This is a genomic window from Streptomyces malaysiensis subsp. malaysiensis, assembly GCF_040653035.1.
Classification (GTDB): Bacteria; Actinomycetota; Actinomycetes; order Streptomycetales; family Streptomycetaceae; genus Streptomyces; species Streptomyces malaysiensis.
Map to the genome: position 1 here is coordinate 36171 of NZ_JBEZNG010000040.1, position 14133 is coordinate 50303.

Below are 14133 nucleotides of genomic sequence, written 5' to 3' on the forward strand. Positions count from 1 at the left end.
CACCCCCACTTCCCTCGGTCCGGAACGCTGAACGCTATTGGCGGCGGCAGTCGTAACTGCCCTGCAAAGTACTTCCGTCGGGGAAGGTGAAGCTCGTGGTGTCCTTGAAATGTCCTGGGCCGAGGACCTGGTAGTCGTCCACGAGGTCCAGCTTCACGCCGGTTGTCTGCCCGGAACCATTCGGTGTGATCACCTGGGTGAGGGGACCCTTGAATATCAGGTGGCCGTCCTTCCAGCCGGACGAGGTGTAGTTTCCGGATGAACCCCAGTTGTCGTGGTACTGGTTGATGAATTTCCCGTCGACGGGATTCCAGCCCAAGGACGTACGGCCGACCACGCTGCCCGGCTCGAGCGTGGCGTCCGTGTAGAGGTAGTGCCCGCCCATCGCCCGCTTGGTGGTCAGCTTCAGCACCGCCGGCTTTCCGCCCGGCGGTGGGGTGTAGTCGCAGGTGTAGGAGCCGAGCAGAAAGTCGAGATCGCGGATCTGCGGGGGAGCGGGAAGGGGATTTTTGCCGTGCGGCGGTTTCGCTCTGGTATCGGGCTCGGCGTTCACCGGGGAGACGGCGAGCGCGACCAGGCTCACGGCTGCCACACCCACGACACCGGCCGGGATCTGTCGGCGCCACCTCCTCCGCCGGGCCGTGTCATAAGGTTCCCGTTCCTGTGACGTTTCGGTGCGCACACTCGACTCCCCACCGTCATTCGGGTGCTGACCTGCGGCTGAACCGCCGGTCAGGCGGCTTGTCCGGATACGGCGACCATCATTTGTGCCGTGGCCAAAGTGGGTCTAACGCCCGGCTTGGCCTGCTCATCGACGGCGGACCGGTACGAAATGGGGCTCCGCGAAAAGCGGCGCACTGGCATCGCGTTAGCCCAGCTTTAGCCCGCCCGTCGACCATGAACCGGGATCTTGGCGATGAGGAGGATGACGATGAGCGGCTGGCCGGAGCTGGAGAAGTACATCGATCGGGCACCCACGTCGAAGGAGATGATGGCCTGGATCGAATTGATCGTCAGCCAGGGGATTCGCCGGGCCGGTTATCCGGCCGACGGGTGGACCGAGGAGTGGGCCGCGGAGCAGTTCCGGGAGACCGGGCTGGCGGATGTGCGGCTTGAGCCGCTGGACACGCCCATCTGGCGGCCGAGGTCCGCGGCCTTCGAGATCTGGCCCGCGGGACGGCCCGATGAGGTCATCCGTTTCGAGGGGCTCGCCCAGCCGTACACCACCCCGACCGAGGGCACCGAGGGCCGGCTGGTGCGGATGGAGGACGGTGAGGTGCGCGGCTCCATCGCGGTCCAGGAGATCGGCTTCACCCGGCTGCCGCAGACCGAGGTGCAGGCCCGGGCCACCGGCTGCTACGACCCCGAGGGCGTGTTCCCCGACCTCGTCCAGACCGTGCCCTTCGACCTTCCCCATGTGCTGGACTTCGACATCGCCCGCAAGGACGGCGCCACGGCCTATGTCGGCCTGCTCACCGGACTGCCCTGGGAGACCAGCGACTTCTACTGGCCCTATGACGCCGAACGGCGCTCCATCCCCGGTATCTGGCTGAGCGGCAAGGACGGGCAGCGGGTCCGCGAGCTGATGGCGTCGGGGGAGTGCGAGGGCCGGATCGTCTCCGACGCCACCATCACCGAGGAGACCACCCACAATGTGGTGGGCACCCTGCCCGGCGCCTCCGACCACTGGGTGATCGTCGGCTCACACCACGACGGTCCCTGGGCGTCGGCGGTGGAGGATGCCTCCGGGGTCGCGCTCGTCCTGGCGCAGGCCAAGTTCTGGGCGTCGGTGCCGCAGGAACTGCGGCCGCACAACATGCTGTTCGTGCTGACGTCCGGCCATATGGCGGGCGCAGCGGGCACACAGGCGTTCATCGCGGCGCACCCCGAGCTGTTTCCGCGGGTGGTCCTCGAAATGCATCTGGAACACGCCGCACGCCAGGCGGAGGTGGTCGACGGCGAGGTCGTGCCCACCGACGACCCCGAGGTGCGCTGGTGGTTCACCACCCAGGCGCCGCGGCTGGAGCAGCTGGTGGCCGAGTCACTCGCGGCGGAGGACCTGCGCCGCTCATGGATCCTGTCGCCGACCGCCTTCGCGCCGAACCCGGCCACCGACGGCGCCTACTTCTACTACACGGGTGTGCCGCTGGTGCAGATGATCACCACGCCCATGTACATCTTCGATCCGCGGGACACCCCGGACAAGGTGGACGAGCAGAGCCTCGTGCCGCTCACCAAGGGGGCGGCGCGGATCATCGCCGGTACGGCGGGCTGTGAGCCCGACACCCTCCGGGTGCCGATCCAGACCGCGACCGACGCGACGTAGGAGCGCCGAACGGGTACGGCTCACCGGGTGTCGGCGGGCCGTACCCGTCGCCCTACCGGCGACCCGACAGCCGGCACAGCGCCTTGGCGGTTCGGTGCGGATCGCTTTCCGAACGGGCGGTGAGGACCACCTCGCCGTGCCGCTCGGCGCCCTTCCCCGCGGCCACGGCCACCTCGACATCCACCGATCCTCCGGCCCTGGCGGTGGCGAGACGGTTGGGCAGCCAGGCGGACCAGCCCCGGCCGACGGCCTTCGCCGACAGCCGGTAGACATCCGAGTCCACCGAGGTGGCCGGAGTCGCGGCCCCACCGCCCGTGGCACGCCCGGTGTTGTCGAGGCCGAAGGTGCACACGGCCCGGGAGCGGGAGGCGTCCCCCTTGGCCTCGCCGCGGTGGAGAGCCAGTCCGCGCCGCTGCGGTCCGGCGCCGTCGAGGGACTTCACAGCGATGGTGTACGAGAGCACTCCGGATCTGTCGCGCTTGAGGTCCAGTACGTAGAAGTGCAGCCGGTTGGCCTGGTCGATGTACTCGTACTGGCTGCCGGAGTCGGCCCCGGCGTGGAAGAGCGCATCGCTGAGCTGCCGGTAGTCGCCCATGGTGATCTTCTGGGTGGTGCCGTCCGGGCGCTCGAAGTCCACCATGTCGATGTCCTCGGGGTGGGCGTCGACCACCCAGGCGAACGGGGCCCGGTCCTTGTCCTTGGTCTTGGTGAGCAGCACCCCGTGGTCCGGGGTGAAGGAGTCCATGCCCATGCGGTCGACGACCTCGACGGTGTAGTTGTCGTAGCCGCCGCCGTCGCACAGGGGATCGGTGGCGTTGTCGCAGGGCGCCGAGAGGTCCTCGCCCATGGTGATGTTCACTCCGGCGAGCCCCTTCTCGCCCGGTGGCGCCGAACGTGCGGTGACCCGGGCGACGACGAGTCCGGAGCCCTTCATCGCGTCGCGGTCCAGCCGTAACACGTTCCTCTCGTCGACGATGCCGAGCTTCAGCTTGTCGCGCAGCACATGCTGGGACCCCATCGAGCCCCCGGCCGTGGCGGGGATCTGCCAGCGGGTGTGCGGTCCGCCGGGGCCGTTGAAGGAACCGCGGGAGAGCATGCTCCAGATTCCGGTGTACGCACGGCTGAGCGGGGTGCCGTACGGGTTGTTGTAGTTGTCCCCGATGCCCAGGATATGGCTCAGCTCATGGGCGTACACGGCCATGCCCGAGCTCTCGGCCTGCACCGAGGACCCGTCGGCGGCGTTGGGCCAGATACGGGCGGCGGCCTGCCAGGACGTCCACGGCACATAGCGGGTCCGTGCGGAGTTGTCGCCCGCGGTCATCGGCGGCCCCCAGGCGGCGGGTATGTCCCCGGCGCCCGGGAACTTCATCTGGCCGAACTCCTGCCAGGTGGACGACTCGTCCTGGCCGGCCGTGAGATAGAAGACGAAGTCGAACGAGCCCGCCTCGTCGCCGCCGACATCGGCCACCCAGGCGGCCTTGCCGTCGGCCCTGATGTCCTTGCCGCAGGTGTCCCCGGCCGGGCAGGCGCCCGGGTTCATCGAGCTCTCGACGCCGTACTGATAGGACTTGCCCGGCATGCGGTACACACCGAAGGCGGTCAGATCGACACCGATGCGGCCGCCGGAGTCCTCCATCCAGTACTCGTTGATGGTGTGACCGTTGTTCAGCGGCCCCGGTGTATTGAGGAAGTCCTGGTAGAAGCGCGGCAGTCGGTCGCGGGGGATATCCGAGGCGCTGGGCTGCGGATTGCCGAAGAGGGTGGATCCGGCGGGCCGGCTGACCGTGAACTCCTCGTCCGGATAGTCCAGGAGCACCAGCGCGCCCTTGAAGGTGCGCTGTGTGGGCTCGACCGAGGGGTCGGCCCAGTGCGTACCGGGGACCGCGCGGTAGTCGGCCCAGGTCATGTCGTCGGGGTTGCGCCAGTGCTGCGGGTCGATGGGGCGCGCCAGTGGCGGCCGGGCGGGTCCGGCCGACGGTGTGCCGTCGGGGGTGGCCCGCGCGGGTCCGGCGGCGATGGCCGCCGCGGTGGCGAGGATCGTGGCGACGACGGTCAACCGGCCGACGGGTCTTCGGGGGAGGATCAAGGCTCACCTCGTGTCGGGCGTCTCGGAGCTCAGACATGACAAGCCGTGCGAGCGGTATGCCTACCGCTGCCCAAAGGTAGGACGGGGAAAGGGGGGACGCCAGAGCGCCTCGGGACACCGGGGCGTCCGGCTGCCGGGCCGGTGTGAAAGCGCGATAGCGTGTACAGGCCAACGGGAGCTGCCGCCGCCTGGGACTTCGTCAGCTACGCCGGGAACAGCCCACCCCGGAAGGCGAGGTGCGCCCGCGCCCCAGAGGTGCGTCCGCGCTCGCCCGAGGCCGGGCACCGGCTCTCCCTCCCGTTCGGCGCGACTCGTGGATACCAGCACTAGGAGCCCTCTTGACCAGCCCAGAACAGCGCATGGCTGACCTGCTCAAGACCTTCGGTGAGCCTGCGGCGAATACCGCGTACCTGCTGTGCGACAGGCACCCGGACGACGCCGTCGCGTTCACGGTGGTGGGCAAGGACATGACCGGCCACGACATTACGTACGGCGAGCTTCGTGACCGTTCGTCACGGATGGCCGGTGCCCTGGCCGCCCAGGGTGTCGGAGCGGGCGACCGCGTCGCCACCTTGATGGGCAAATCCGCCGAACTGCTGGTCGCGAGCCTGGCGATCTGGCGGCTCGGGGCCGTCCAGGTGCCGCTGTTCACCGCGTTCGCCGCGCCGGCCATCGCGCTGCGGATCGCGGGCAACGACACCAAGGTCGTGATCACCGACGCCGACCAACGGCCCAAGCTGGAACCGGAGTCGGGCTTCCCCGGTGAGCGCCCCTGGCGGATCGTCACCACCGGCCCGGCCACCGGTGCCGATCTGTCCTTCGCGGAACTGGTCGAGGGACACGCCCCGCTGCCCGAGCCGGTGGCCGTGGGCGGCGACGGGCTCATCGTGGAGCTGTTCACCTCGGGTACCGCGGGCACTCCCAAGGCCGTCCCGATCCCGCTGCGGGCCGTCGCGGGCTTCGCCATGTACCAGCAGTTCGGCCTGGACCACCGGCCCACCGACGTCTTCTGGAACGGCGCCGACCCGGGCTGGGCGTACGGCCTGTACTTCGCGATCATCGGGCCCCTCGCCCTCGGACAGCGTGGCCTGCTGCTGAACGGCCTGTTCTCCGCGGAGTCCACCTGGGAGATGCTCTCCCGCTTCGGAGTCACCAACTTCGCCGCAGGGCCCACCGTCTACCGGAAGCTGCGCGCCTCCGGCCTTCCCGCACCCGGCGATCTGCGGCTGCGCTGCTGCTCCGCCGCGGGCGAGCCGCTGCCCCCGGACGTCGTCGACTGGGCGCTGGACACACTCGGCGTCCCCGTGCGCGACCACTACGGCTCGACCGAACTGGGCATGGTGGTCGCCCATGCCTGGCACCCCGACCTGCGCGACGAGATCAAGCCCGGCTCCATGGGGCGTCCGCTGCCCGGCTGGAATGTCAAGGTGCTCCGCGAGGACACCAACTCGGCCCCGGCCCGTGCGAACGTCCCGGGCCGGGTCGTGGTGGACATCGCCGACAGCCCGCTGATGTGGTTCAAGGGCTACCGCGACGCGCCCGAGCAGACCGCCGAGAAGTTCAGCCCCGACGGGCGCTGGTTCTACACCGGTGACACCGCCGCCCGCGACGAGGAGGGCCATATGTTCTTCTCCGGGCGCGGCGACGACATCATCCTGATGGCGGGTTACCGCATCGGCCCCTTCGAGGTGGAGACCGTGCTGCTGGAGCACGCCGCCGTGGCGGAGGCCGCCGTGGTCGGTGTGCCGGACGAGGAGTACGGCGAGGTCGTGGAGGCGTTCATCGTGCCGCGGCCGGGGACGGAGACGGACGACGCGCTCGCGGCCGAGCTTCAGCAACTGGTCAGGGAGCGGTACGCCAAGCACGCCTATCCGCGGAACGTCCACTTCGTGGCCGAGCTGCCGAAGACCTCCAGCGGAAAGACACAGCGGTTCCTGCTGCGCCCACAGCAGGCCCCTTCACGGCGCCGCTGAGCGGCTCCCGCGCCGAGGTGGCCCCGGCGGGCACCCTCGCACGCCCTGGCGCCGTCGCCGTATCGCGCACGCCCCGTACGCCCCGTGCCGCGCATGGGGCACCGGGGCGTGCCCACCGGCCCATTGGCCCACCGGCCCACCGGCCCATTGGCCCTCAGACCATACGTAGGCCCATCGGCCCCGAGGTCATCCGCGGGACCGGGACAGCGCCTCCCGCACCGCCTCCTCGGTGCGCCCCACCACCGCCGAACCGTCGTCGGCCGTGATGAGCGGCCGCTGGATGAGCTTGGGGTGCTCGGCCAGCGCCGCGATCCAGCGGTCCCGTGCGCTCTCCTCACGCGGCCAGTCCTTCAGCCCCAGCTCCTTCGCGGCGGCCTCCTGGGTCCGGGTGATGTCCCACGGCTCCAGCCCGAGCCGCCCGAGCACGACGCGGATCTCGTCCTGGCTCGGTACGTCTTCGAGGTAGCGGCGGACGGTGTAACCGGCGCCCTCCGCGTCCAGCAGGGTGAGCGCGCCGCGGCACTTCGAGCATGCCGGATTGATCCAGATCTCCATGCCGCACACGGTACCGCCTGACCGCCTTGGAATGCGGCCTGACCAGGGGCCTTTGTCAGTGCCCGGCCGTAGAATAGAGGGAGTTGAAGGGAAGGTTTCCCGACCATCTCAGGAGGCTGCCGATGGCCGTTGCCGTACCCCCTCTTCACGATCTGCCGAGCTTTCCGACCCTGCCGAAGAAGCGGATGCCCGCCGGGCGCCCGCGTGAGTGGTACGAGTCCCACAACCGCCGTCTGAAGGCCATGCGTCTGGCCATCGCGCTGCTCAACTCGGGTGTCTACCGCCCGGAGCAGGCGCCCAACCGCAAGATACGCTCCACGGCCGCCCGGATCGGAGTGCATCCGCCCTCCGACATCACCTGCCGCATGGTGCGCTCCCTCATCCGCAACGATTCCACCGACCGCACCGACCGACCCGTTCGCCGCTGACCGCCCGTCCCGCCGCGCCTCCTCGGGGCGCGGCGGGCCCGGCCCGGTGGTGCGCGGTATCGCCGCGTCCGGGGCGCCCATGGAGAGCGGGGCGCCGGCCCGCGACAGCCGCCCGTAAGGTCCGGCCCCGCGTCTCCTTTCCGCTCGTCCGCTCGGTGGAAAGAAACCGGCCGCTTGCGTGAATCGCGCGGTGTCGGGTCCGGGCGGGAAATGAAGGGCGGAGAGTTCCGGGGAAATGTTTCGCGGACGGCCGCGCGGGCGTTCCGGATATCCGGCGCTGCGGGCCATCCGTGGGTGTTCCCGCACTCCCTCGCGCCTCTCCCGTTGCGAGGGGGCGGACGCGGGCGCACGCTCTCCTTGACGGAGGGAGTCGGCGATGACCCAGCAACCGCCGTCGGAAGTGGTCGACCGTCCGGTCGTCGGCTCGTACCCGACCTATGCCGGTGCCCAGCGTGCGGTCGATTTCCTGGCCGACAGCAAGTTCCCGGTGGAGCACACGGCGATCATCGGCTCGGACCTCCGGATGGTCGAGACGGTGCTCGGGCGGATGACCAGGGGCCGTGCGGCGCTCGCGGGTGCCGGTACCGGAGCCTGGTTCGGGTTGCTGATCGGGCTGCTGCTGTCCGTGTTCGCCGCCGGGGCCCACAGTGTGATCCTGCTGCTGGTGAGCGGCCTCGTCTACGGCGCGGTGTTCGGCGCGATCTTCGGATTCGTCGGGCATGCCATGACCCGGGGACAGCGCGACTTCTCGTCCCGCAGCCAGATCGTGGCCGCGCGCTATGACGTGGTCGCGGACGCTCAGGTCGCCGACGAGGCGAAGAACATGCTGGCCAGGATCGCGATGGGGGAGGGCTGAGCGGCTTCGGTGAGTCTTCCGGGGGCCCATGCACGTACTAACGGCATTAGCAGTAGTGTGTGACTCCGAAAGAGATCACGCCGACCCCCGAGGAGCGATGGTGAACACCGGCAGGAGTATGCGCGCGGGCGGAGTCCTTCCGCGGCTCCTGCTCGTCGTCGTGCTCGCGCTCGGTGTCTTCGTCATGCACACCCTGGGCCATCCCGACGGCGGATCCGGTTCGGGCATGAGCCACTCGGCGCACCGTGCCTCCGCCGAGATGCGCCCCGCGCCGTACGGCGGCGACCACGGTGGCGGCACGGGCGGTATGGGCGGTGGCGGTACGGTCGCCACCGGCTCCAGGCCGCAGCGGGCCGCTCCCGCCCCGTCCGCGGAGCTCCCGTCCGCGGAGGCCCCATACGCGGCGGTCCCGCACGCGGAGGCCCGGCATGCGCCGGACGCGCCCGAGACGAAGCCACGCGACCCCATGACCGGTATGGACATGGCCTCGCTGTGTGTCGCGGTGCTCGGTGTCTGGGTCCTCGGAGCGCTGCTGCGTGTGGTGTCGGCCCGCCGGAGCGGCCCGCCGCCGGGGCTCCCCGTGACGGCGGCCGCCACCGCACGGCTCGACCCTCCCTCATGCGGACCCGACCTCACTGCCCTGTCTGTTCTGCGGATATAGGCCGAACCGCGCGTAACGCGCCGGTACGCCCCAAGAACAGTCAACACTTGGCAAAAAGAGGTAAATCGACATGACCGCATTCACGCATGTCCCGCGTCGGTCGCTCCATCATCGCCCGCTCCACCGCCATCGCCCGCTCCACCGCCGTCTCGCGCTCGTGGGCGCCGTCGCCGCCGGAGGGCTGCTGCTCGCCGGCTGTGGCGGGAACGATGACACGAAGGGCATGGACCACACGGGCGCGAAGGAGTCCACCGCCGCCTCCGAGGCGACCGCGAGCTCCACGGCGGGCACCTTCAACGACGCGGACGTCAGCTTCGCGCAGATGATGATCCCCCATCATGAGCAGGCCCTGGAGATGGCGCGACTGGCCGACGACCGGGCCTCGAACGCGCGGATCAAGAGCCTGGCGGGGCAGATCGAGAAGGCTCAGGATCCGGAGATCGTCACCCTGAAGTCCTGGCTCAAGGAGTGGGGCAAGCCGGAGAAGTCATCCGGTGCACCCTCGGACGGTATGCCCGGCATGGACCATGGCTCGGACGGTATGGACGGCATGAAGGGAATGGACCACGGTTCGGGCGGTAAGAGCGGTATGGGCGGAATGATGTCCGAGCAGGACATGCGGAAGCTCGAGGCAGCCAAGGGGGCCGCCTTCGACCGCGCCTTCGCGAGCATGATGATCGACCATCACAAGGGCGCGATCGACATGGCGAAGGACGAGAAGAAGGACGGCCGTAACGCCAAGGCCAAGAAGCTCGCCGATGACGTCGTGAAGAACCAGTCCACCGAGGTCACCACCCTGCGGACGCTTCTCGACCGGCTCTGATCCGCCGTACACCCCGCCGCCCCGGGCCCGGTCCCTCCGCGTGGCCCGGGGCGGCCTCTGGGGCTGTGAGGTGCGCGCTACCCCATCCCGGGTGCGCAGCCGAGCAGAGGGGGCAGCAGCGGTAAGCCCGCCGCAACCGTCACCACCACACCGCACAGCGCCGGATGCGGACGCCGCCGGGCGTCCAGCATCCGCCGCAGCCGGACCACGGCTCCAGGCCCGCTGGCGGTGAGCGCCCCGCCGGGGGCGTGGCCCGCGCCGCCACCGGGAGCGTGACCCGCCGCCATCGTGTAGAGGGCGGAGGCGAGCGCCTGGCGCGGATGGCGGCGCAGTGCCCGGTCGTCCGCCGCCATCTCCAGCAGAAGTGCCGTCTGCGCCCTGGCCTCGCGCGCCAGCGGCAGCCACCGGAACACCCGGGCGAACGCCTCGGTGGCCGCGAGCGCCAGATGGTGCCGGCCCGCGATATGCGCGCGCTCATGCTCCAGTACGGACTCCAGTTGCGCGGGGGAGAGCAGCCGCAGCGCACCCGCGCTCACGACGATCCGCGGCCTGCGGCCCGGCAGGCAGTACGCCGCGGGCGTGTCGTGGTCGAGCACGGTGGCGCGCAGCCGCGCCGAGCGCCGGCCGACCATGTCCAGAACGCCTCGGTGGCGGGCCCGGACGCGCCGGGCCCGCAGCAGTTCATGGCCGAATCGGGCGAGCGGAAGCAGCGCCACCGAGGCCGGTACGGCGATGGCCGGAACGCCGAGCGGGCCCGTACCCGGGATAGGGGCGTCGAACGTCAGCCCACAGAAGCGGAGCAAGCCGGACATTCCATTATGAAGATGCCAAGTTGGGGTGACGAGGTGATAAGTGGTCAGAGCCAGTGCGATGGTGAAGGAAAGGGCCAACCCCTGCCAAACGGCAACCGCCACGGCGGGAGCGCGATACGGCCAGGCGCTGCGCACCAGCGCCTTCGGGACGACCACGCCGACCATGGCGGCATAACAGCCCAGGGCGAGGGCCGCGGTCACGCCCGGGTCCGCCGCCCCGCGGCCCGCAGCGCCTTGCGCAGCGCGCTGACCTCCTCCGGGCCCATCTGCTCGACGAAGTGGGTGAGGGCGGCGGAGCGGTCCTCGCTGGTGCCGAGCGCGTCCTCCATCAGGGCGGCGGTGTACTCCTCGCGGCTGCGCACCGGCGAGTACACCCACGCCCGCCCCTCCTTGGCGCGCAGCAGCCAGCCCTTGTTGTAGAGGATGGAGGCGACGGTCATCACCGTGGTGTAGGCGACCGGACGGTGCTCGTTGATGTCGTCCACGATCTCGCGCACCGTCGTCGGACGCTGCCAAGCCCAGAGGCGGTCCATGATCTCCGCCTCGAGCTCCCCCAACCGTCGCATGGACGCTTCCTTCCGCCGTTAGTACGGAGGCCCATAGTAGGGACCCCTCGGCGGGGCACCGCACGCGGCTGTCGGATAATCCTCAACTCGCCCTGCCCGCGATAGGCTTGACGCCACGCGCATTCAACATCTGCACGGTTCCAGGGAAGGGAAGTCCGGGTGACTGGTCTGAACAAGGGGCTTCGGAAAATCGAGGTGGCGCTCAAGTGGGATCCGAGCCCCATCGGTGAGCCGGCCCATGATCTCGACATCGTGGCGGGGACGTACCGCGCCGCCGATCCGTACGGTGAGCCCGCGTACCTCGTCCACTTCGACAGCCGCTCACCGGACGGCACCATCAACCTCAACAGGGACAGCCGTACCGGTCAGGGCCTCGGCACCGACGAGTCCATGACGCTGGAGCTCGAACGGCTGTCGCCCGAATACGCGCGGGTGGTCGTCGGGATAACCATCCAGCAGGGTTCGGGGCGGAAGACGTTCGGGGATGTTCCGAACACCAGCGTCCGGATTCTCGAGGGATACACCGAACTCGTGAAGAGTGACTTCACCGGCGTCTCAGGAGCCACTTCCGCCACGGTTGCGGTATTCGCCCGGGACGAGTCCGGGGAATGGGGAATTCAGAGCGCTATTCGGGGATTCGACGCGGAGCCGGAAGACTTTGGGCGGCTCATGGGCAAGGACTATTCCTGAGCGTCCTCGCCGCGGCTTCCCGAGCGTCCGGGCGACCGGGGTCCGGCGTGGCGTGGGGCCCGCACCATCACGGTGCGGGCCCCACGCCGATTCCGGATATCGGGTCAGATGTCGGACCCGGTGCCGATCGGCGGGCGCCCCGGGTGGCGCGGCCCCCGGGTGAGGGTGTAGCCGCCCACCCCGGCGAGCGCCGCCAGCGCCGCGCCGATGACGGTCCACACCCACCGGTCGGACCACCAGCCGGAGCCCCAGCCGTCCTCCGGCTCGGCGACCGCGTGCGGGACGTCCCCGCCCTTGTCGTCGTCCGGGGAAGCCGAGGAGGTGTCGTCCGGCGGCTCGGAGTCCGTGCCGGGTGCCGTTCCGGCCCGCAGTACCGGGTTGAGCGGGGTCAGGTCCCCGCCGTCGGCGTGCGCCCCGCCCGCCTCGCCGGTGGACGCCTCGATCTCGGCGTCGATCGGCAGCCCGAGGTCCTGGGCGGGCAGATCGACGACGGTGAGCCGCACGTAGTACGCGCCCGGCAGCGGGTCGTTGGCCCAGCGCTCGGACCAGGACCGCACCTGGCGCAAGGTGCAGCTCACGGTGACCGACCGGTCCTGCTGGGCCGCCCTGCGCGTCGGCGTGCCCGAGGCGCACGGCTGGTGGCGGCGCAGACCGTCGTAGACATCCAGCTGCCAGGTGGCGCCGCCGTGTCGGCTCGCCGCGTCGGGCAGCTTCAGCTCCGCCTCGACCTTGGGGATCCGCCCGGCGGCGGCCGGGAACGCCCAGTACAGATAGTCGCCGGTGGAGGCTGCGGCGGTGGCCTTCTGGCCGGGCTCGATCTCGGTGGCGGTACGGAAGTTCGTCCCCGCCTCGGTGGGCGTGTCCTTGCCGTCCTTACCGTCCGTGCCATCCGCGGCGGCCGGGGCGGCGGCGGTCAGCCAGGCGGCGGCGCACAGGGTGAGCGCGGCGCCCACGGTACGCAGGGCTCGCATCAGTTGGACCTCCAGACGGTGACACGCCAGCGGGCCAGCCAGCCCCACAGCAACCCCACGAGCAGCCCGCCCACGGTGAGCACGCCCAGCAGCACCCAGCCGCGGCCCAGGCCGAAGGCGGCCAGATCGGCGGGCGGATCGTCGTTGCCGACCACATCGACGGCGAACTCCACCGGAAGGCCCGGAGCGCGCTTGACGGAGGCCGGCGCGGAGAACGACTGGCTCAGCTCCAGGCACACGGTCCGCGCGGTCCTGTCCTCGTCGTCGTCCACATCGGCGATCGGATAGCGCAGCCCGCTGGAGATGACATCCGTACGGCCGCTGCCCGCCTCGCTGCCGCGCACCAGCTCACGGCCGCCCGGGGTCACCGCCCGCAGCAGAACGCCGTAGTCCGGGTCGACGGTGCGGTCCATGGCCACGCTCGCCGAGGCCCGCAGCTCCTGACCGGGCGCCACCCGCATCCGGTACCAGCGGTGTTCCCCGAAGCTCTCCCGGTCGCTGTAGAGACCGGAGCCCAGGTACGGGGCCTTCGCGCACTCCGCGGCCCCCCGCACCGGCGTGGGCGTCTGCACGGGGGTGTCGGCGGAGCGCCGGACCAGCTGCTTGATACGGCTGGAGAGCTGGTCCCGGTGCTGGATCGCCGTATAGGTGCCACCGGTGGCCTCGGCGATACAGCTGAGCTGCTCACGGACCTTGCGGTCCAGCGTCAGCCCGAGCGTGTCGACCACCAGATGGGTCCCCTGGGCGGCCAGTTCACGGGCCACGTCACACGGGTCCGGCAGACCGCAGGAGTCCTCGCCGTCCGTGATCAATACGATCCGGCGGGTCCCGTCGCCGCCGGAGAGGTCCTTGGAGGCCCCGCGCAGCGCGAGCCCGATGGGCGTCCAGCCGGTGGGGCGCAGCGTGGCGACGGCCGCCTTGGCCTCGGTGCGGTCCACCTGGCCCACCGGGTAGAGCCGCTCGCTGTCCAGGCAGCCGGCCTTGCGGTCCTTGCCCGGGTAATTGGCGCCGAGGGTGCGGATGCCCAGCCGTACCTCTTCCGGCGTGGCGTCCAGCACCTCGTTGAACGCCTGCTTCGCGGCCGCCATCCGGGAGTCGCCGTCGACGTCACGGGCCCGCATGGAGCCGCTGACGTCGAGCACCAGCTCGACCTTGGGGGAATCGGGAGCCGGTTCGTCGGCCATGGCGGCGGGAGGGGATATCAGGCCGCAGGCGAGGGCAGCGAGCAGCCCCAACGCGCCTGTCGCCAGACGTTTCTTTATGATCACCGGCGCATCCTATGGAGCGTCGACCGACTGATCCAAAAGCCGGCCGTCAAGCCCTGGGGCATACCGCGCCGGGTGTACGGGGGGTGTCCGGGTACTCCCCCGGGAGGGGACGAGAATC

At 70.4% G+C, this 14133-nt stretch carries 13 protein-coding genes and 1 pseudogene; 7 read left to right on the forward strand and 7 right to left on the reverse strand.

Features of this window, described 5'->3' with window-relative positions:
* Window positions 1-34: 34 nt before the first annotated feature.
* Window positions 35-592: a hypothetical protein gene (locus AB0E24_RS41890; RefSeq protein ID WP_231981161.1), complete on the reverse strand. Its 558-nt coding sequence runs from the start codon at window positions 590-592 to the stop codon at window positions 35-37.
* Between the two features lie 339 nt (window positions 593-931).
* Here AB0E24_RS41890 and AB0E24_RS41895 point away from each other — a divergent pair, with 339 nt between their 5' ends.
* A complete protein-coding gene (locus tag AB0E24_RS41895; RefSeq protein WP_359385003.1) occupies window positions 932-2326 on the forward strand; it encodes a M28 family metallopeptidase in 1395 nt (464 codons plus the stop codon).
* A 52-nt stretch (window positions 2327-2378) separates the two neighbouring features.
* Here AB0E24_RS41895 and AB0E24_RS41900 read toward each other — a convergent pair whose 3' ends face one another.
* Window positions 2379-4382 (reverse strand): M6 family metalloprotease domain-containing protein, encoded by a 2004-nt coding sequence (locus AB0E24_RS41900; protein WP_359385005.1) that lies wholly within the window; start codon window positions 4380-4382, stop codon window positions 2379-2381.
* 368 nt (window positions 4383-4750) lie between these two features.
* On the opposite strand from AB0E24_RS41900, the gene AB0E24_RS41905 reads away from it, so the two are divergent.
* On the forward strand, window positions 4751-6385 hold the full coding sequence (locus AB0E24_RS41905) for an AMP-binding protein (RefSeq protein WP_351386536.1): 1635 nt from the start codon (window positions 4751-4753) through the stop codon (window positions 6383-6385).
* Between the two features lie 186 nt (window positions 6386-6571).
* Here the strand turns inward: AB0E24_RS41905 and AB0E24_RS41910 are convergent, their stop codons facing one another.
* On the reverse strand, window positions 6572-6940 hold the full coding sequence (locus AB0E24_RS41910) for an arsenate reductase family protein (RefSeq protein WP_251773904.1): 369 nt from the start codon (window positions 6938-6940) through the stop codon (window positions 6572-6574).
* A 122-nt stretch (window positions 6941-7062) separates the two neighbouring features.
* Here AB0E24_RS41910 and AB0E24_RS41915 point away from each other — a divergent pair, with 122 nt between their 5' ends.
* The 4 genes from AB0E24_RS41915 (at window position 7063) to AB0E24_RS41930 (ending at window position 9708) form a co-directional block, all read left to right on the forward strand.
* Window positions 7063-7368, forward strand: a complete 306-nt coding sequence (locus AB0E24_RS41915; protein ID WP_069860582.1) for a hypothetical protein — start codon at window positions 7063-7065, stop codon at window positions 7366-7368.
* A gap of 376 nt (window positions 7369-7744) precedes the next feature.
* Window positions 7745-8224 carry a YflT domain-containing protein gene (locus AB0E24_RS41920; RefSeq protein ID WP_069860583.1) on the forward strand — a complete coding sequence of 160 codons (480 nt, stop codon included), beginning with the start codon at window positions 7745-7747 and terminating at the stop codon, window positions 8222-8224.
* A 97-nt stretch (window positions 8225-8321) separates the two neighbouring features.
* Complete coding sequence (locus AB0E24_RS41925; protein ID WP_359385008.1) at window positions 8322-8885, forward strand: hypothetical protein; 564 nt, start codon at window positions 8322-8324, stop codon at window positions 8883-8885.
* 70 nt (window positions 8886-8955) lie between these two features.
* Window positions 8956-9708: a DUF305 domain-containing protein gene (locus AB0E24_RS41930; RefSeq protein WP_359385010.1), complete on the forward strand. Its 753-nt coding sequence runs from the start codon at window positions 8956-8958 to the stop codon at window positions 9706-9708.
* A 77-nt stretch (window positions 9709-9785) separates the two neighbouring features.
* Here the strand turns inward: AB0E24_RS41930 and AB0E24_RS41935 are convergent, their stop codons facing one another.
* Together AB0E24_RS41935 and AB0E24_RS41940 are read right to left on the reverse strand one after the other, a co-directional pair.
* The gene (locus AB0E24_RS41935; RefSeq protein WP_331717375.1) at window positions 9786-10520 is read right to left on the reverse strand and encodes a M56 family metallopeptidase; all 735 of its coding nucleotides are present in this window, start codon (window positions 10518-10520) and stop codon (window positions 9786-9788) included.
* A gap of 197 nt (window positions 10521-10717) precedes the next feature.
* Entirely contained in the window at window positions 10718-11086 is a 369-nt protein-coding gene (locus AB0E24_RS41940; RefSeq protein ID WP_069860587.1) for a BlaI/MecI/CopY family transcriptional regulator, read from the reverse strand.
* Between the two features lie 153 nt (window positions 11087-11239).
* Between AB0E24_RS41940 and AB0E24_RS41945 the strand changes: the two are divergent.
* Window positions 11240-11776: pseudogene (locus tag AB0E24_RS41945) on the forward strand (TerD family protein); the annotation flags it as partial.
* Window positions 11777-11880: 104 nt separating this feature from the next.
* Here AB0E24_RS41945 and AB0E24_RS41950 read toward each other — a convergent pair.
* Complete coding sequence (locus AB0E24_RS41950) at window positions 11881-12747, reverse strand: hypothetical protein (protein WP_069860589.1); 867 nt, start codon at window positions 12745-12747, stop codon at window positions 11881-11883.
* Complete coding sequence (locus AB0E24_RS41955) at window positions 12747-14015, reverse strand: VWA domain-containing protein (protein WP_079152770.1); 1269 nt, start codon at window positions 14013-14015, stop codon at window positions 12747-12749. Before AB0E24_RS41955 ends, AB0E24_RS41950 begins: the two co-directional genes overlap by 1 nt.
* Window positions 14016-14133: the final 118 nt, after the last annotated feature.